The following is a 17,968-nucleotide window of genomic DNA, read 5'->3' on the forward strand; positions in this document are numbered from 1 at the left end:
GATCAGGTCACGAGATAGGGGCGCGCGGGCGTGGCAGGAGCAGTCAGATCGCTGGTATCGAGCGGGAAATCCCCGGTGAGATAGGGCTTCATCCCGGCATTCTTGAGCGCCTGCAGGAACGCGCCGAACCCGGTCAGGTCCACCAGCTCGGGCGCATGGACCATCCGTCGCCGGGTAAAGGGCGTCATCTGGTCGAGAACATCCTGCAACTGCACCATGGGATCGGCGACAAACTCCGCCAGAGAGGTCACCCGCACCGTGGCCGGCAGGCTCTTGTTGCGCAGCTGGCCGAGGAAGTGATCCTCGACCTTCTGCATCCAGGCGGCCTCGCGCCGGGCCTGTTCAAAGGGCAGGTCGTCGCGAAAGAGCTTCAGCGCCCATGCGCCGGTGACGACCGAGATATGGGCGTTCGGATCCCACATCATATACGTGTTCAGGTCCTGCCGGTCATAGGGCGCGATCTGAAAACACTGGGGTTCGCCCCGGCTGTTCCAGATCAGGTTGGTCAGAAAGCTCTGCGGGTTGTAATCGCGCAAGGACACGCTGTCCGACAGGCCGCCGTTGAAGCCTTTCGCACCCTCCGCATAGGGAATTTCCCGCCAGTCGAAGAGATGCCCATGCACCCGCGCGCCGGTGCGTTTGGACAGCCAGGGCGCGAAATCGGCGATCACCTCGTCAAAGCCCTGGAACACGAAATAGGGCGCGGCGGTCTTGCCCGCCTGCCAGGTGTCACTGGGAAAGCGGCTCTGCATGAAGAGCCCGGCACGGCCCTCGCGGTTCCGATCCATCGCCTCATCAAAGACCTGCTCGATCCGGTGCGGATTGCTCGGGCCACGCTCGGGCGCGCCCTGATCGGGGTCGAGCAACTGGGCATAGAGCCGATCCGCCCGGGGCCAGACCTTGCGCAGCAGAAAGCAGTCCGACTGCCCCACCAGATCCAAGTGATCGTCATAAAAGACAAAGGGTTTCCCCTGCGTGTCGAATTTCGACAGCATCAGGGACCGGCTCTCGATCCGGGTGGAAACGCGCCGGACAAGGGTCTGGAAGTAGGATTCGTCGGGGATCCAGACGCGCTTGAAATAGCGGTCGAACTCCCTGCGGCGCGGATCACCGAGGATCGCCTCGAGGCTGCGGCGCGTCAGACACCACCATTGCGAGCCGAGATGCGGCTCGATCCCGTCGGGGATCCGCCGCTTGACGCCCAGCTTGCGCTGCAGATCCACATAGCGGTCAAAGAGTTTGCGCTGACTGCGCCAGGAGAACGGAAAGCGCAGGGTGAACCGTTCATTCTGCAACCCGCCGATAGTCCAGGGCACGTCCGAAACCGTGACGGATTCGATGAAATCCGTGTCGGGATTCGCCCCGAGAAACGCGATGAGCCGGTCCAGCGGGCGCAAGGGCAGGCAATCGCCGCTGATCAACGCCACATGGGTGACCTCGGGATGGCTCTCGAGAAGGATCTCAGCCGCGCTTTCCGTGGCCTGCACCATGGACCAACGGCCCCAGCCGCAATCATGCTGCCGGATAAGCTGCACCCGCGTCAGATCCGCAAGATCCGCCCGCAGACCGGCATAGGCCTTGGCGCAGGTCTTGCGGTCCACATGGATCACCACCGGACATTTGAAATGGTCGAGATACCGCGCAAGCTCGGCCACGCGCCCAAGCTCGGTATGGGCGAGCATGACAAACCCCGGAGACACCCCGCCGGTCATGCCCAGCTCCCCTTGGACAGCAGGCCGAGGATCTCCAGCTGGCGCCAGGACACATAGCGCTCGGACATCTCGGTCCAGAGCGACGGTGGACCCGAGGCCTCCAGCGTCTCGGCATAGGCCTTGTACTCGCGCCCCCGGGCATAATGCTCCTGCCGGACGATCTCCTCCTCGGATTTCTCGATGAAGGTATCGAGGAACTTGGTATGCAGCAGGCAGCCCGAGATCCGCTCGCCCCCACCGGTTTCATAGACATTGTTCAGCCCGCGCGGCAGGACCATATGGGTGCTGTCCACATAGGCGTAGCTGCGGTCCCACTTGATCAGCGGGGTCTTGTTCAGTGCGGGCGCTGCCTCGGGCCGGTCTGCAAAGAACGCCCGGGCCCGTGGTCCGCCCTGGATCCAGAGGTTCCCGAGCTCGGGATTGCGGGTGATCGTGTAATTGCCGCTGTCGAACCAGCAGGCCAGCTCCATCGGGTTCTGGCCTTCCGCATAGACCGCCCTGTCGAGTGGCCCCTTGGGATAGAGGTCGAGCAACATCGCCGGAAACGCCCGCAGGCCCGAGGCATCCATCCAGTCCGTCAGCGCCGCAAGGGGGCGTGTCTCGCAGAACGGGTAGATCAGGAACTCGTCCACATCGACGGTCAGGCACCAATGGCCATGCCCGAACTTCATTTGCAGCCAGGTCAGCCAATCCACCCCGAACCGGGCCCGGCGATAGCTGTGCGGCGTGGTCCAGAGTGAGACATCTTTCTGCGCTGCGAGATAGGCGGCCGAGCCATCCTCGGACCCGTTATCGACAATCAGGAAATGATCGACCCCCTGCTTGCGATAGTAGTCGAGGAAAAAGGGCAGACGGATCCGCTCATTCCGCAGGGTGACGAAGGCGAGGATATCCTGACGCGCGATCTGACCCGTTCGGTCCGAGGCCGGTGTCAACTGGCGCCGTCGGCGAAAACTGCGCCATAACAGGCGCTTGCGCTTGAGGCGCAGGCGGTATCGCTCGACCCATTTCATTGGGCAGATCCCCCGGCCCGGAACAATGGGGCAGACAGCAGCACAGGCGCGGGGACGGCCCCCGGCCACGGGTCGGCAGCTAGCCGAACACCTGCGCGAAATGTCTCTCCCATGTGAACCGCTCCGTCAGATCGGGACGTTCCCTATGCTCCGGTTTTGCACCGGCTTGCTTAATTATTGATAACCAAGCGTAACTATCGTCGGGGGAGAGGTAAACGGGCAAGGTTCCGAGCGTTTCGCGAAAGACCGGCAGGTCGCTGCAGATCACCGGAACGCCTCGCGCCGCCGCCTCCAGCGCGGGAAAACCGAAGCCCTCGGCGCGGGTGGGAAAGAGCAGTGCTTGGGCCCCGGACATCAGGCCGGCGACATGGCTATCCGAGGCACCGTTAATCTCGACAATCTTGCGCCCGTAGAGCGGGTTGGCCTCCAGCGCGGCGAAGGCTTCGGGCGGCAACCATCCCCGCGCCCCGCACAGGACAAGGGTCGGGACCGCCGCACCAAGCTCTGCCGCCGCAAGGCGCCAGGTCTCCAGCAGCAGCTCGAGGTTTTTGCGGGGCTCAAGCGTGCCCAGCGCGAGGAAATACGGGGTGGAGAGGCCCTGCGTCGCGGCTGCACCGGTTTCGGGCGCTGCAAGATCCAACCCGAAGGGCGCAACGCACCAGTCCGGCCGCGTGCCATCCGCCCCGAGATGGGCCATGGCCTGAGCCTTCACCTGCTCCGTTGCGGTGATGATCCGGTCGACATCCCGCCGCAGATGGTCAAACCGCGCTGCGAAGCGGCGACGCGAGGCGGGGGTCACCATCTCGGGCAGATCGAGCGGGATCGTGTCATGGAGCACCACCTCGATCCGGCTGCGCGGCAGGCGACGCAGCGCGGAAATCACCCGGTCCGTCAGGTTCGTTTCGCCGACATTGAGGTAATGCGCCCCCTCGGGAAGAGCCCGGCGCAGCATCCGGGCAAGGCCCCAATGCACCGATCTCCCGCAGGCCAGCTTGCGCAAACTGGTCTCGACCCGCGCGCGCGGGGTGGCCCGGTGCCGCGCCAGACGGGAGAGGAGATCCGGAGCGTCCCAGGGTTTGGTCGAATCCTCGACCCCCTGACGCAGACGGGCAAGACCGTCTTGGCCCAACAGAAGATAGCCCGCATGGGTCCGCACGAGCCCGAACGCCTCGGGCGTCTGATCAAGCGCGTGGCGCAGATAGGCCGCCTCGACCCGGTCGACGCCGGAAAGCCGTCCGGTGCCCACGCGGGACACCAGTCGTGTCACATCCAGAAGGCGTGGAAGAGGCTCCGGACGCCCGCTCAAGATCGGCGCGGTTCCGAAACGGCCGCCCGCTTACTGGGCGGCTTTGCGGGAGAAGGCCAGTTCCTGCAGGAAGTCCGACAGCTCATCGGCCAGATCCGGACGGGCCAGCGCGAAGGACACCGTGGCCTGCAGGAAGCCCGCCTTGGACCCACAATCGAACCGCTGCCCGGCGAAGCGGAAGCCATAGACATTGTCATGGGCGGTGATCTCATGGGCGATGGCATCGGTAAGCTGGATCTCGCCCCCGGCTCCGACCTGACCCTTGTCGAGATTATCGAGGACATCGGGGCTGAGAATGTAGCGCCCGATCACAGCAAGGTTCGACGGAGCCTCTTCGGCCTTGGGCTTTTCGACCATGCCTTTGACCTGGACGATGGACCCCATATCCTCTTTGACATCGACGATGCCATAGGCGGAGGCTTTGCTCATGGGCACTTCCATGGTCGCAACCATGTTGCCGCCGGTTTCCTGATAGGCTTCGACCATCTGCGCGAGGCAGGGCTTTTCAGCGGCGATCACATCATCGGGCAGGATAACGGCAAAGGGTTCATTGCCCAGAAGACGGCGGGCGCACCAGACCGCGTGGCCAAGGCCCAGGGCACGGGTCTGACGCACATAGGCAATCGCGCCGCTGTCCATATTGGTGCCGCGCAGGGTCTCGAGCAGTTCGGTCTTGCCCTTGTCCTCGAGCGTCTGTTCCAGCTGGGGGGCGGCATCGAAATAGTCCTCAAGCGCGCTCTTGCCGCGCGAGGTCACAAAGATGAATTCCTCGATCCCGGCGGCGCGCGCCTCGTCGATGGCGTATTGCACCAACGGACGATCCACGAGGGTCATGATCTCTTTCGGAACCGACTTTGTCGCTGGAAGAAAACGAGTCCCCATGCCGGCGACGGGGAAAACGGCGGTTTTAACACTTCGAGACATTATCGGACCCTACATAAATCATTGTCTTCAGCATAGCAGAGTTTCTACGGCTCGGGAGAGAAACAACAGGCTTTCATCACCAATCTCGGTGGATCTGTTGTCGCACTGCAGCATTTCTAATCCGTGTCCAACTCTGTGCCATCGTCCTTGGACGTTGGTGCGTCCTTTATACGTATTCCCATGTAGTCTTTGTAAACTCCGTCGGAAATGCGGCGAGAACTTGCTGATTGCCAGATAGAATCGGGCAACTCGTGGATCCACACCCCCGGCGCGCGGAAAACGACACGGGCTGGGGCGCGCCGGTTGGCCGAGGTAACCAGCGTGACGACACGCCCTTTCTCCGCTTGTTTTGCTGCACGTGCGAAGGCGCCCGGCATCTCAAATCGGGGGGAGGTGGTCCAGAGCGGGTTCAGGTTCGGATCGGTTTTGCGACGCGCCTTGAACAGCCGGGTGGCGGGTTTATGCTCAGGCGCCGCGTTCAGATCCTGCATCTTTTTTGGGCCTGCCTGACCTTCTGTAAGCGCCAGCCCTTCGGCCGCGCCCCGGTCGAAGCTGCGCAGCAGGCGCCAGACCTCGTCGGGATAGAATCGCCCGGACACCATGCGCTTCAAAAGTCGGGTCTGCTGGACCTTGCGATGGGTCCGCACAGCCGCCGCAGGCCCATGAGACGCATGGGTCTGGGCAAAGATCGCAGCCGAGCGGCCAATCTCGAAGAGATCTCGCGGCGTGCGGTCCTGCTGACGGTAGGGGCCCGGGGCCAACGCATGGATCACCTGCGCCTGCGGGGCATAGGCAACCTGACCGTCCCCCTGCACCAAGCGCCAGACCAGATCGCTCTCGTCGAGGAAGTAGCGCAGGCGCGGATCGAACCCGCCCATGCGCCGCACCGCCTGCCGCAGCACGGCGAAATTCGTACCCATAGCCCCGGGCACCCGACCGGATCGGGGCGCGATGATGGCGATCTCCTCGGGCCAGGGCGTCATCGGATGGGAGGTTCCCTCCGCCGTGAGCCATTCGCCCTGCCACTGGAACCGGACCCCATCCGGACCGCGCACATACCCCGCCGCGAGCACCACACCCGGCACGCGCAACGCCTTCAGCAACTGTTCCAGCCAGCAAGGCTCAGCCACTGCGTCATCGTCGAGAAAGGCCACGTAAGGCGCGCGCGCCAGAGCGATCCCCGCATTGCGCGCCGCCGAGACATTGGCTTCGGCAAAGGGCACATAGGTGACCGCAGGCGCACCCGGCCCATCGGCGACCGCCCGACGCGCGGCCGTGTCGCCGACGACGATCACCTCGAAGGCAGGACAGGTCTGAAAGGACAGCGCCTGCAGACATCGGGCGAGTTGCGGACCCCGCCCCCGGCTGACGATAACGACGCTGGCTTCGGGGATCACTCTTGCCCCATCTGGGCCAGCATCGCCTCGATGCGCGGCACATCCTCGGGGTTGTTGAGCTCCCAGAACGCCCGGCCCCGACCCTCGACCTCTACGCAGAGCACCGTATGGCCATTCTCGAGGAAGCGGAGCTGTTCCAGCCCCTCGAGGGTCTCGAGCGGACCGACCGGCCAGGTGCCATAGGCGGTCAGCGCATCGGGTCGGTAGGCATAGAGCCCCACATGGTGGAAGACCGGGGTCGGATCATCGGCCGGGTAGTCCGTCGTGGTATAGGGCACCACCTCTTTGGAGAAGTAGAGCCCATGATTGTTGCGATCGAAGACCGCGGTCGTGCCACCCACGCGTCCCGCGCGGCGATCCTCAAGAAAGCCCGACAGGGCCGCGCCGTCGCAGCGCAGCACGGGCGTCGCCAGCGAGGCATCCGGCGCCGCGCGCAGCCCCTCGACCAGATCCGCCACGAACCACGCCGGGGTCAGGGGCGCATCGCCTTGCAGGTTGACCACGATCTCGGGGCTGATGTTCATGCGGGCGATGGCCTCGGCACAGCGCTCGGTCCCGTTGCGGCATTGATCGGAGGTCATCACGACCTCGGCGCCAAACGCCTCCGCATGTTCCTGAATACGGGTGTCATCGGTCGCGATCACGACCCGGTCCACGCCCTCGGCCGCTTGGGCGGCATCCCAGCTGCGCCGGATCAGCGAGCGCGACACGCCGGTGGCCCCGCGCAGCTCGACCAGCGGCTTGCCCGGGTAACGGACCGACGGATAGCGCGCGGGGATGACGACCAGAACCGACATCAGGCGCTCTTGAGGTCGACGCCCGGGGCATAGGCGATGAAGAACGGGTTGGCGTACCCCTCCTTGCCATAGCTCAGCGGCGTGTGATCATCGAACCGCACGACCTGCCCGCCCGCGCCGAGCAGCACCGCATGGCCAGCGGCGGTGTCCCATTCCATGGTGCGGCCCAGACGGGGATAGAGATCCGCCTCCCCGGTCGCCACGAGGCAGAATTTCAGCGAAGAGCCCGCCGAGGTCATGTCCCGCACGCCATATTGGCCGATATAATCGTCGGTCGCCTGATCCCGGTGGGACTTCGAGGCCACGACCATCAGCGCGGCATTGTCCGGCGTGCTGACCGAGAGCGGCGTGATCTCGCCCGGCTGGTCCTTGTCAAAGGGCCCGGTCTCTTCAACCGTCCGGCCATCGGCCAGGGTGTAAAAGAGCCGTTCCTTGGCTGGGGCATAGACCACCCCGCGCACGGGCGTGCCATTCTCGACATAGGCGATATTGACCGTGAAATCCCCGCGGCGATGGACGAATTCCTTCGTGCCATCCAGCGGATCGACGATGAAAAAGGACCCGGCCGTCTGGCTGTGGGACGCCGCCTGTTCTTCGGTCACCGTCAGGATGTCGGGAAAGGCCGCCTTGAGCCCCGCCGAGATCAGCGCATCCGCCGCCTCATCGGCCGCGGTAACCGGGCTGTCATCGGACTTGGCGCGCACATCGAAGTCATCGGAGCCATAGATCTCCATGATGGCATCGCCCGCCTCCAGCGACAGCTTGCGTAGAACGGGAATAACTGTGTCAAAATCCATGATACTCTCCTGTGGCTCACCCGGGTGCATGCGCGCGGTTGCCCATTGATCTGAATTTTCTATGCTTCCCGGTTAAATGATCCGCAACCATTGTGTTGTTCTGTCGGACAAGGTGTCACTCCAAAGAAACGGTCGTCCTGTCGTGTTTCGCGTCGAAGAAAGATCCTCCAGCCCCTTTGCGACCGCGTTCCGAACGCTGTCGCTGATTTATCATGCGACCGTGCGCTCGGTGCGCAAGACCCATGGCAACGCGCTGGTGAGCCTGTTCATCAACCTGTTCCAGACGATCGTCTTTGTCGTCGCCTTCTACGTGATCTTTCAGTTGATGGGCGTGCGGGGCGCGGGGCTGCGCGGGGATTTCATGATGTATGTCCTGAGCGGGGTGTTCCTGTTCATGACCTTTACCAAGACCATGGGGGCGGTGTTCAGCTCCGAAGGTCCGGCCTCGCCCATGATGAAACATCCGACGATGAACACCATGGTGGCGATCGGCGCGGCGGCGCTGAGCAGTCTCTATATTCAATCGATGTCGGTGCTGGTGATCCTGACCGGGTATCAGCTCGTGACCCATAACGTGGCCATCCACGATCCCGGCGGCGCGGCCAAGGTCATGCTGCTGGCCTGGACCGGTGGGGCGGCGCTCGGCATGGTATTTTTGGCCGCCAAGCCCTGGGCCCCGAACGGCACGAAGATGATCCAGACCATCTTCAGCCGGGTGAACATGTTTGCCAGCGGCAAGATGTTCGTGGCCAACACGCTGCCGGCCTTCATGCTGCCGCTCTTTGCCTGGAACCCGCTCTTTCATCTGATCGATCAGATGCGCGGCTACGTGTTTCTGAACTACACGCCCCGGCACACCAATCTGGAATACCCGTTCTGGATCATGGTCGGCTGCATGATGATCGGGTTGATGGGGGAGTTTTATACCCGCCGTCGTGCCTCGATCAGTTGGAGCGCCGCGCGCTAACGCCGCGCGGTCAGGTCACGACGCGCAGGGTGATGTTGATCCGCCCGCCATCAGGCAGGAGCGTCGAACTGCCCGCCTTGATCCGATCGACCCCGTGATGGATCAGACGCGCCGCGCCCCCCATCACCGCCACATCCCCCGAAGAGAGCCAGAGCGATTCCGTCGTCCCGCCCCTCGTCACGGAGCCGACCCGGAACCGCCCGGCATCCCCGAGCGAGATCGACACCACCGGCTCCGAAGGGTCCGCCTCGTCCTTGTCCTGATGCATCCCCATCTTCGCATCCGCGTCGTAGAAGTTGATCAGACAGCATTCCGGGGTGCGGGCACTGCCGGACACCGCCTCCCAGACCGACAGGATGCTGGGGGGAATCGCGGGCCAGGGCGTCCCGTTCAGATGGGTCGGCGCATAGCGATAGCCCTGCCGGTCCGACACCCAGCCGAACTGCCCCGCGGCGGTCATCCGCACGGACATCCGCCGCCCCGAGGGTGTGACCATCCGCTGGAACGGCACGACCCGCGCCACCGCCCGCAGGTCGGCCACCATCGCCTCCTGCGCGGCCCGGTCGAGCAAGCCGGAATGGATCGCGACCCCCCGCAACCACAGGTCCGGGGCCGGGATCCGGACATCTTGCCGCGATTTGTCCATTTCAAACCCTCCAGATATCGCCGGGACGCTTGCAGGGGTCCAACCCCCTCCTTATATACGCCGAGACGTTGATCGCGGGCCCCGTGATCTTTCTTGGGATCTGAGATGAGAGGCCGCGTACGGATCTTGTCTCTCAACAATCGCCACGACGAAAGGGACTATAGCAATGGGCAAAGTCATTGGTATCGACCTCGGCACCACGAACTCCTGTGTTGCCATCATGGACGGCTCGCAACCGCGGGTCATCGAAAACTCTGAAGGCGCGCGCACCACGCCCTCGATTGTCGGCTATACCGACGACGAGCGGCTCGTGGGTCAGCCCGCCAAACGCCAGGCCGTCACGAACCCGGAGAACACCGTCTTCGGTGTCAAGCGCCTGATCGGCCGCCGGTTCGACGACGAGGATCTGGAAAAAGACAAGAAGAACCTGCCCTATGCGGTCGTCAATGGCGGCAATGGCGATGCCTGGGTGGGCGTTCAGGGGGACACGTTCTCTCCGGCGCAGGTCTCTGCCCTCATCCTGCAGAAAATGAAGGAAACCGCCGAGAGCTATCTTGGCGAGGACGTGACCCAAGCGGTCATCACCGTTCCGGCCTATTTCAACGACGCCCAGCGTCAGGCCACCAAGGATGCGGGCAAGATCGCCGGTCTCGAGGTGCTGCGGATCATCAACGAGCCGACCGCGGCCGCGTTGGCCTATGGCCTCGACAAGTCCGAAACCCAGACGATCGCGGTCTATGACCTCGGCGGCGGGACATTCGACATCACGATCCTCGAGATCGACGATGGTCTGTTCGAAGTGAAATCCACCAATGGCGACACGTTCCTCGGCGGTGAAGACTTCGACATGCGCATCGTCAACTACCTGGCGGATGAGTTCCGCAAGGAGCATGGCGTCGACCTGACCAAGGACAAGATGGCCCTGCAGCGCCTCAAGGAAGCTGCGGAAAAAGCCAAGATCGAGCTCAGCTCCTCGACCCAGACCGAGATCAACCAGCCGTTCATCTCGATGGACCCGAATGGCGGCCAGCCGCTGCACATGGTCATGAAGCTGACCCGTGCCAAGCTGGAAAGCCTCGTGGGCGACCTGATCAAGGCCTCGCTCAAGCCGTGCAAGGACGCGCTGAAAGACGCCGGTCTCAGCACCTCCGAGATTGACGAGGTCGTGCTGGTCGGCGGGATGACCCGCATGCCGCGCGTGATCGAGGAAGTGTCCAAGTTCTTCGGCAAGGAGCCCCACAAGGGTGTGAACCCTGACGAGGTTGTGGCCATGGGCGCGGCGATCCAGGCCGGTGTTCTGCAGGGCGACGTGAAGGATGTGGTGCTGCTCGACGTGACCCCGCTGTCGCTGGGCATCGAGACGCTGGGCGGCGTGTTCACCCGCCTGATCGACCGCAACACGACCATCCCGACGAAGAAATCCCAGGTCTTCTCGACCGCCGAGGACAACCAGAACGCGGTGACCATCCGGGTTTTCCAGGGGGAACGCGAGATGGCGGCCGACAACAAGATGCTTGGCCAGTTCAACCTCGAGGATATTCCGCCCGCGCCGCGTGGTCTGCCGCAGATCGAGGTGACCTTCGATATTGACGCGAACGGCATCGTCTCGGTGTCCGCCAAGGACAAGGGCACCGGCAAGGAGCAGAAGATCACGATCCAGGCCTCCGGTGGTCTGTCGGACGAAGAGATCGATCAAATGGTGCGCGACGCCGAGGCGAATGCCGACGCCGACAAGCAGCGCAAGGAACTGGTCGAGACCAAGAACCAGGCCGAAAGCCTCGTGCACTCGACGGAGAAATCCCTCGAGGAGCATGGCGACAAGGTCGATCCCTCGACCGTTGAGGCGATCGAACTGGCCGTGTCCGCGCTCAAGGAAACCATTGAGACCGACGATGCCGGCAAGATCAAGGCAGGCGTCCAGAACGTGACCGATGCGGCCATGAAACTGGGCGAGGCGATCTACAAGTCGCAGCAGGAAGCTTCGGGTGAAGACGCCCCCGATGCCGGTGAAGACGAGCCGCGCAGTGTGGATGACGACATCGTGGACGCGGATTTCGAAGATCTGGACGACCGGAAACAGGGCTGACGCCTCCAATGCACGACATGACGCCGATCCGCCCCGCGCGGGTCGGCGTCCGCGTTCAAGTGAAGGGACCCGGTCATGGCCAAACGCGACTATTATGATGTCCTCGGCGTGTCCAAGGGGGCATCTCCCGACGAAATCAAGAAAGGCTTTCGCAAGAAGGCCAAGGAACTGCATCCGGACCGCAACTCGGACAACCCGAATGCCGAGGCCGAATTCAAAGAGGCCAACGAGGCCTATGACATCCTGAAGGACCCGGACCGGAAGGCGGCCTATGACCGCTATGGTCACGCGGCCTTTGAAAATGGCACGGGCGGTCCGCGCGGACCCCAGGGTTTTGGCGGCGGGCAAGGTCAGGGCGATTTCGCCTCGGCCTTCTCGGATGTGTTCGAGGACCTTTTCGGCGACTTCATGGGCGGCCAGCGCGGTGGCGGCGGACGTCAGCGTGCCGCGCGCGGCTCCGACCTGCGCTACAATCTGCGGATCGACCTCGATCAGGCCTATCGCGGCCTGCAAAAGACCATATCCGTCCCGGGAAGCGTCCCCTGTACTGCCTGTGAGGGCACCGGGGCCGAGGGCGGGGCCGAACCCGTGGTCTGCCCGACCTGTTCCGGCATGGGCAAGGTGCGCGCGCAGCAAGGTTTCTTCACCATCGAGAAGACCTGCCCCACCTGCTCCGGCGTCGGTCAGATCATCAAGAACCCCTGCCCGGTCTGCCGCGGCGCGGGACGCGAGGAAAAGACCCGGTCGCTCAGCGTGAACATCCCCGCGGGTGTCGAGACGGGCACGCGGATCCGTCTGGCCGGCGAAGGCGATGCGGGCATGCGCGGCGGCCCTTCGGGCGACCTCTACATCTTCATCGAAGTCCAGGAACACGCGATTTTCCAGCGCGACGGGCTGGATCTCTTCTGCCGCGTTCCGGTCAGTATGTCCTCGGCGGCCCTCGGCGGCGATGTCGAGGTGCCGACCATCGATGGTGGGCGCAGCCGGGTGAAGATCCCCTCGGGCTCGCAATCCGGGCGACAGATGCGCCTGCGCGGCAAGGGCATGCCAGCCCTGCGCGGGGCCGGAACCGGCGACATGTTCATCGAACTCGCCGTCGAGACGCCCGTGAACCTGACCTCGCGCCAGCGCGAGTTGCTCAAGGAATTCGAGGCGGAATCGCAGGATAACCAGCCCGAAACCTCCAAATTCTTCAAAACCGTGAAGAATTTCTGGGACGGGATGAAGAGTTAACCCTTCGGAAACCATCGCGGGGCAGGCTAGCGCCATGCCCCGCACCCGCGCCTTTCACGAAGCTCCGATGCCCCTCTTTGCCGAGGCGGCGACGTCGGCGCGCCCTGCCAAACCGGCACAGCAACCCTCCTATATCAAGGATCACCGCAAGCGGTTGCGGCAGCGGTTTCTCGAAGGCGGGGCCGATGCCGTGCCCGATTACGAACTGCTGGAACTTGTTCTGTTCCGCGCGATCCCACGGCAGGATGTCAAACCCCTGGCCCGGCGGCTGATCGAGACCTTCGGCGATTTCACCCATGTTCTGGCCGCCCCCCTGCCCCGGCTCCTGGCCGTAGATGGCGTGGGGGAGGCTGTCGCGCTGGAACTCAAGATCGTGGAGGCCGCAGCCCATCGCCTTGCCCGGGGCAAGGTGCTCGACCGCCCGGTGGTGTCCAGCTGGGACGCGCTGCTCGAATACTGCCAGACCGCCATGGCCCATCTCGACCGGGAGCATTTTCGGGTGCTCTATCTCGACAACAAAAATGTACTGATCGCCGATGAACCCCAGGCGCAGGGCACGGTGGATCACGTGCCGGTCTATCCGCGCGAGATCGCCAAACGGGCGCTGGAGCTGAACGCCTCTGCGCTGATCCTCGTGCATAATCATCCCTCGGGGGATCCGACGCCCTCGGAGCAGGACATCACCATGACCTATGCGATCCGCGATGCGGCGGAAGTTCTCGGCCTGCGGTTGCACGATCACCTGGTGATCGGCAAATCGCGCGAGGTCAGTTTTCGATCCGAAGGCTATCTGTAACCGGTCGCTGCCAGATATCGATCCGGCGGGTCATCTCGGCAGACCACTCTTCCCCTGCACAGGCGATCGGCAGGCTGGGCCCGACCGCGACAATCTCGGTCTTGAGGGGCGGGCGATCCGCCCGCGCGGCGGTCAGATCGATGAGCACCTGCTGCGCATCCGCCTGCGCCTGAGCCGCCGTCTCGGCATAGGCGACCAGAACCAGTTGCGCGTCGGTTTCGAGCCCTGCCAGAGCATCGAACGCGGCGGCACTCAGGGCGCGAAGGTCCCGAGCGGTCGCGGAGGGCCGGAGAGACAGGCCCAGTTGCGTGGCCCCGTTCAGACCGCGCGCCAGATCCTGCAACACACGCAATTCCGCCTCATCCGCCGCCGCCATGGCCGCAAAGACCTGTTCCGGCAGGGAGGTCTCGACAGGACGAGCCGAGGGCAGCACATAGCCCGCCCGGCGCAACACAGGCTGCGCCTCGGCAGTGTTCAAGAAGGTCACGAACGCCTCGAGATCCGTGGGTGCGCGACGGTCCGGCGTGTAGAGCGCAAGCGGAAAGATCCAAGGATATCGCCCCAGCGCAACGCCGGTGGCCGTGGCCGCGTGGGCCAATCCACAAGCCCCGGCAATTGGGAGAGCTTGCGCCGGGCCCCGCCGCGACAAGGGTAGCAACCCAAGTCCTGAGGGTTGATCGCGCAGCACCGCCGCCAGATCCGCGCCCTGCGCGTGATAGGTCACCGGCGCGCCCGGTGACGCCGCGCTGTCATCGAGCTTAGCAAGATCCTCCCCATGGGCGCGGGCATGCAAACGCAACGGCGCCGCCGGATGGCCAAGCGCCGCCCAGTCGGGATTGCGGCTGAACCAGAGCGTGCGAAAGGCCTCCGGTGTCACCGCCCGCGGCGCACGACGTGGCGAGGTCGCGGCAATCAGCGCGTCGAAGGCCAGCACGCCTTCCTGCGCTGGCGCGGTCAGATCCCCGATCCCCGCATCCCGCGCAATCGCACGCTCGTCCTCGGACACGAGCCGATCGCTGAGCACGAGATCCGCCTCGCCCACGGCGAGATCGGCAAAGCCTTCGGCCGGGACCGCGAGGCGCACACGGACGGTGAACCACTGCGCGGCATCGGGGCCGCCGAGCTGAACCTCGAAATGGTTGGAGTCCACCGCCACGCGGGAGACGGCAAGATCTCGCCCCCGCGCATAGGCCTGCAACAGCGCAGGAAGCAGTACCGTCCCCGGGCCATGGGCCGCGGTGACCGCAAAGCCGGTCGTCTGATTGGGCGCGGGGCAGCCCGCCCCGTCGCAGATCACCTGGTCCGCGGCCAGGGTGAGACGGCCATGCTGCGCGTCGATCTGGTAAAACCGGCCATCGAAGGCGTGCAATGCCCCGGTCACGGCGAACCCGTCAGAGCGCGATGTCAGGGTGACGGGCTCGGCCCGCACCCCGCCGCAGATCGCGAGCGCGGCGAGCCCGAGGCCGACCGCGCGCCCTATCCTCAGGTGTAGCGCCCGTGGCAATGCTTGAACTTCTTCCCGGATCCGCAGGGACAAGGGTCGTTCCGGCCCGGGTTGCCCCAAGTGCTCGGATCGTCCTCGACAAAGCCTTCGGCGACGGCACCGGCCGCCTCGGCCGGCTGCAGGACCGGCTTCGCCTGTGCCTGCGCCTGGGCGGCAGCGGCGGCCGCAGCCTGCTGAGCCGCGATCTGCTGCATCATCGCCTGCTGCTCTTCCTCGGTCAGGGGGCGGATCTTGCCGAGCTTGTCGGTGATTTCCACCCGCAGACTGTCGAGCATGCCTTCGAAAAGCTGGAAGCCCTCGGTCTTGTATTCGTTCAGCGGATCACGCTGCGCATAGCCCCGGAACCCGACGACCGAGCGAAGATGTTCGAGCGTCAGAAGATGCTCCCGCCACTTCTGGTCGATGGTCTGCAGCAGAACCTGCTTTTCGATGCGCCGCATGTTGTCGACGCCGAACTGCGCGGTCTTGGCCGCCATGAATTCATCCGAGGCCCGCTCCAGCCGTTCGCGGATCTCTTCATCATCGACGCCTTCTTCTTCAGCCCAGCGGATGACATCGGTGTCGACCCCGACCTTTTCCAGAACGGCAGCATAGAGCCCATGGGCATCCCACTGATCCGCATAGGTTTTCGGCGGAATGAATTCATCGACGAGATCATCGATCACCTGATGGCGCATGTCCCGGGTGATCTCGGCGACATCCTCGGTTTCCATGATTTCCATGCGCTGCGAGAAGATCGTCTTGCGCTGGTCATTCATCACGTCGTCGAATTTTAGCAACTGCTTGCGGATGTCGAAGTTCCGGCCCTCGACCTTCGCCTGCGCCTTTTCGAGCGACTTGTTCACCCAAGGGTGGACGATGGCCTCGCCATCCTTCATGCCCAGCGAGCTCAGCACCTTGTCGAGACGCTCGGACCCGAAGATCCGCATGAGATCATCCTCGAGCGACAGGAAGAAGGACGACCGCCCGGGATCCCCCTGACGCCCGGAGCGGCCGCGCAACTGGTTGTCGATCCGGCGGCTTTCATGGCGTTCGGTGGCCAGAACGAAGAGGCCGCCCGCATCGAGCACCTTCTGCTTCTCGTCCTGCACCTCGGCCTCGATCCGGGTGCGGATCTCGTCCGGGTTGGCATCCGGCGTCTCGGCCAAAGCCTGCAGCACGCGCATCTCCACATTGCCGCCGAGCTGAATATCGGTTCCGCGGCCTGCCATGTTCGTCGCGATGGTCACAGCATTCAGTTTGCCCGCATCGGCGACGATCTGGGCTTCCTGTTCATGCTGGCGCGCGTTCAGAACGTTATGGGGCACGCCCTCTTTTTTCAGCAACTGCGCGAGGAACTCGGATTTCTCGATCGAGGTCGTGCCCACAAGGATCGGCTGACCCTTCTCATGGGCCTTCTTGATCGTCTCGACGATGGCATCGAACTTCTCTTTGACCGTGCGGTAGATCTGGTCGTGCTCATCCTCGCGCTGGATCGGACGGTTGGTCGGCACTTCGACCACGCCCAGCCCATAGATCTCAGCAAATTCCTCGGCCTCCGTCGAGGCCGTGCCGGTCATGCCGCCCAGCTTGTTATAAAGCCGGAAGTAGTTCTGGAAGGTCACCGAGGCGAGGGTGACATTCTCGGGCTTGATCTCGACGCCTTCCTTGGCCTCCAGCGCCTGATGCAGCCCTTCGGACATGCGGCGACCCGGGGTCATCCGCCCCGTGAACTCGTCGATCAGCACGACCTCGCCATTGCGGACGATATAATGCTGATCCTTGTGGAAGATCTTGTGCGCCTTCAGGCCCTGATTCACATGGTGAACGACGGTGGTCGATTCCGGATCATAGAGCGATTGCTCCTCCGGCAGGATCCCGGCCTCGTGCAGCTTGGCCTCGAGGAACTCGTTGCCCTCATCGGTGAAGGTCACGCCACGGGTCTTTTCGTCCAGCGTGAAATGCTCGTCGGTGAGCTCGGGAATGACCTTGTCCACGGCCGTGTAGAGGTCGGACTTGTCCTGGCTCGGCCCCGAGATGATCAGCGGCGTACGCGCCTCGTCGATCAGGATCGAATCCACCTCGTCGACAATCGCGTAATTGTGACCGCGCTGGGACATCTGGCTCAACTCGGATTTCATGTTGTCGCGCAGATAGTCGAAGCCCAGCTCGTTGTTGGTCGCATAGGTGACATCGGCGGCATAGGCCTTGGCCTTCTCATCCTCGGCCTGGAACGGCACCACCACGCCACAGGTCAGCCCGAGCTGGGCATAGACCTTGCCCATCCACTCCGCATCACGGCGGGCGAGGTAATCGTTGACGGTCACGATATGCACGCCCTTGCCCGTCAGCGCGTTGAGATAGGCCGGCAGGGTCGCCACGAGGGTCTTGCCCTCGCCAGTCTTCATCTCGGAAATATTGCCCTGATGGAGGAAGATCCCGCCCATGAGCTGCGTGTCGAACGCCCGCAGACCCAGCGCACGGCGCGCGCCTTCGCGTGCATTGGCAAAAGCCTCCGGCAGCAGCGCGTCGAGGGATTCGCCGTTGGCGATCCGCTCCTTGAACTCGGCGGTCTTGGCGATCAGCCCCGCGTCGTCGAGGGCTTTGAACTCGTCCTCGAGCGCGTTGATCTTGGCCACGAGCGGGCGGACGGATTTGACCTTGCGATCATTGGGGGTCCCGAAGACCTTTTTGGTGATGGTTCCAAGACCCAGCATTGTCGATATCGTACTCCGGTTGCGGCCCTATCGACCGTTCGTGATCCTTGCCCGAAGCTCCGCGCTTGCCCACGCCTCGGGTGCGGCTTACAAA

Annotated in this window: 14 protein-coding genes; 4 read left to right on the plus strand and 10 right to left on the minus strand. The window is 63.9% G+C overall.

The window, feature by feature from the left end; translation table 11 throughout:
• Nucleotides 1–2 precede the first annotated feature (2 nt).
• The 7 genes from ACP15I_RS16530 to cysQ all read right to left on the minus strand — a co-directional run bounded on the left by ACP15I_RS16530 (nt 3) and on the right by cysQ (nt 7,946).
• Nucleotides 3–1,712: a beta-1,6-N-acetylglucosaminyltransferase gene (locus ACP15I_RS16530; protein ID WP_424975929.1), complete on the minus strand. Its 1,710-nt coding sequence runs from the start codon at nt 1,710–1,712 to the stop codon at nt 3–5.
• A complete protein-coding gene (locus ACP15I_RS16535; protein ID WP_424975930.1) occupies nt 1,709–2,725 on the minus strand; it encodes a glycosyltransferase family 2 protein in 1,017 nt (338 codons plus the stop codon). Before ACP15I_RS16535 ends, ACP15I_RS16530 begins: the two co-directional genes overlap by 4 nt.
• Before the next feature lie 79 nt (nt 2,726–2,804).
• Nucleotides 2,805–3,992: a glycosyltransferase family 4 protein gene (locus tag ACP15I_RS16540; protein WP_424975931.1), complete on the minus strand. Its 1,188-nt coding sequence runs from the start codon at nt 3,990–3,992 to the stop codon at nt 2,805–2,807.
• Nucleotides 3,993–4,061: 69 nt separating this feature from the next.
• A complete protein-coding gene (gene galU / locus ACP15I_RS16545; protein WP_424975932.1) occupies nt 4,062–4,955 on the minus strand; it encodes a UTP--glucose-1-phosphate uridylyltransferase GalU in 894 nt (297 codons plus the stop codon).
• 116 nt (nt 4,956–5,071) lie between these two features.
• A complete protein-coding gene (locus ACP15I_RS16550; RefSeq protein WP_424975933.1) occupies nt 5,072–6,352 on the minus strand; it encodes a glycosyltransferase family 2 protein in 1,281 nt (426 codons plus the stop codon).
• Nucleotides 6,349–7,149 carry a 3-deoxy-manno-octulosonate cytidylyltransferase gene (locus tag ACP15I_RS16555; protein WP_424967201.1) on the minus strand — a complete coding sequence of 267 codons (801 nt, stop codon included), beginning with the start codon at nt 7,147–7,149 and terminating at the stop codon, nt 6,349–6,351. Before ACP15I_RS16555 ends, ACP15I_RS16550 begins: the two co-directional genes overlap by 4 nt.
• Nucleotides 7,149–7,946 (minus strand): 3'(2'),5'-bisphosphate nucleotidase CysQ, encoded by a 798-nt coding sequence (cysQ, locus tag ACP15I_RS16560; RefSeq protein WP_424975934.1) that lies wholly within the window; start codon nt 7,944–7,946, stop codon nt 7,149–7,151. Before cysQ ends, ACP15I_RS16555 begins: the two co-directional genes overlap by 1 nt.
• 142 nt (nt 7,947–8,088) lie before the next feature.
• Here cysQ and ACP15I_RS16565 point away from each other — a divergent pair, with 142 nt between their 5' ends.
• The gene (locus ACP15I_RS16565) at nt 8,089–8,913 is read left to right on the plus strand and encodes an ABC transporter permease (RefSeq protein WP_424967203.1); all 825 of its coding nucleotides are present in this window, start codon (nt 8,089–8,091) and stop codon (nt 8,911–8,913) included.
• 10 nt (nt 8,914–8,923) lie between these two features.
• Here the strand turns inward: ACP15I_RS16565 and ACP15I_RS16570 are convergent, their stop codons facing one another.
• A complete protein-coding gene (locus ACP15I_RS16570; RefSeq protein WP_424975935.1) occupies nt 8,924–9,559 on the minus strand; it encodes an alpha-ketoglutarate-dependent dioxygenase AlkB family protein in 636 nt (211 codons plus the stop codon).
• A 166-nt stretch (nt 9,560–9,725) separates the two neighbouring features.
• Here ACP15I_RS16570 and dnaK point away from each other — a divergent pair, with 166 nt between their 5' ends.
• From dnaK to radC, 3 genes are all read left to right on the plus strand, one after another.
• Nucleotides 9,726–11,645: a molecular chaperone DnaK gene (gene dnaK / locus ACP15I_RS16575; protein ID WP_424967205.1), complete on the plus strand. Its 1,920-nt coding sequence runs from the start codon at nt 9,726–9,728 to the stop codon at nt 11,643–11,645.
• 75 nt (nt 11,646–11,720) lie between these two features.
• Nucleotides 11,721–12,878, plus strand: coding sequence for a molecular chaperone DnaJ (gene dnaJ, locus ACP15I_RS16580; protein WP_424975936.1), 1,158 nt, complete (start codon nt 11,721–11,723; stop codon nt 12,876–12,878).
• A 34-nt stretch (nt 12,879–12,912) separates the two neighbouring features.
• Nucleotides 12,913–13,674, plus strand: coding sequence for a RadC family protein (gene radC / locus ACP15I_RS16585; protein WP_424975937.1), 762 nt, complete (start codon nt 12,913–12,915; stop codon nt 13,672–13,674).
• Here the strand turns inward: radC and ACP15I_RS16590 are convergent.
• Both ACP15I_RS16590 and secA read right to left on the minus strand, forming a co-directional pair.
• Nucleotides 13,646–15,178: a hypothetical protein gene (locus ACP15I_RS16590; RefSeq protein WP_424975938.1), complete on the minus strand. Its 1,533-nt coding sequence runs from the start codon at nt 15,176–15,178 to the stop codon at nt 13,646–13,648. The two genes, radC and ACP15I_RS16590, sit on opposite strands and share 29 nt — an antisense overlap.
• Nucleotides 15,157–17,874 carry a preprotein translocase subunit SecA gene (secA, locus tag ACP15I_RS16595; RefSeq protein ID WP_424975939.1) on the minus strand — a complete coding sequence of 906 codons (2,718 nt, stop codon included), beginning with the start codon at nt 17,872–17,874 and terminating at the stop codon, nt 15,157–15,159. Before secA ends, ACP15I_RS16590 begins: the two co-directional genes overlap by 22 nt.
• Between the last annotated feature and the right edge of the window lie 94 nt (nt 17,875–17,968).

The sequence above is a fragment of the Dinoroseobacter sp. S124A genome (genome assembly GCF_049801015.1).
In the GTDB taxonomy this organism is placed as follows: Bacteria; Pseudomonadota; Alphaproteobacteria; order Rhodobacterales; family Rhodobacteraceae; genus Dinoroseobacter.